Annotated in this window: 1 pseudogene; it reads left to right on the top strand. The window is 67.2% G+C overall.

Annotated elements, in window-relative coordinates:
• A pseudogene (locus K3M35_RS25880) lies at window positions 1–548 on the top strand (conjugal transfer protein TraA); the annotation flags it as partial.

Below are 548 nucleotides of genomic sequence, written 5' to 3'. Positions count from 1 at the left end.
AAGGCCGCATCCTGGTCGACGATCACCAACACCTACATGCTCGCCGTCGGGGAGCTGTACGAGGACTACACCGAAGAGCTACTCGATCGGATCCTCACCGAGGAGCAGTTCGGCTGGGTACACAGCCTCGGGGGGTGGGATCAGATCGTCACCTACGTCGCCCAGTCGGAAACTTTCGGGTGGGACACCGAGGCTCTGCTGCGCGAGGCCGCCGCCGTGATGAGCTCCGAAGGCAGAGCCGGCCGGATCGACACCGAGACCAACTCCCCCGGCCAGGTCATCGCCCGCGCCCTGAAGACCCGCATCGACAACTCCGACGGAGCGCAACTGCCACGCCGCCGCACCGACGCGGTAGCCGCCTACCGCGTGCCTACACTGACCGACGCCGCGGCCCAAACCGATCCCATCCTCGCCGCCTACGCCCGCTCATGCGAGCAGCAGATGCACGCGTTCATCGACTCCTACACCACCACCGCACTCGAATGCAGCGCGCCGTGGATCACCGCAATCGGCCAGCGGGGAACCGACCCTCGGCGGGTGCGGCTGTG

The organism is Rhodococcus sp. DMU2021 (genome assembly GCF_019641445.1).
In the GTDB taxonomy this organism is placed as follows: Bacteria; Actinomycetota; Actinomycetes; order Mycobacteriales; family Mycobacteriaceae; genus Rhodococcus; species Rhodococcus pyridinivorans.
This window is presented reverse-complemented; position numbering and strand designations above follow the sequence as displayed.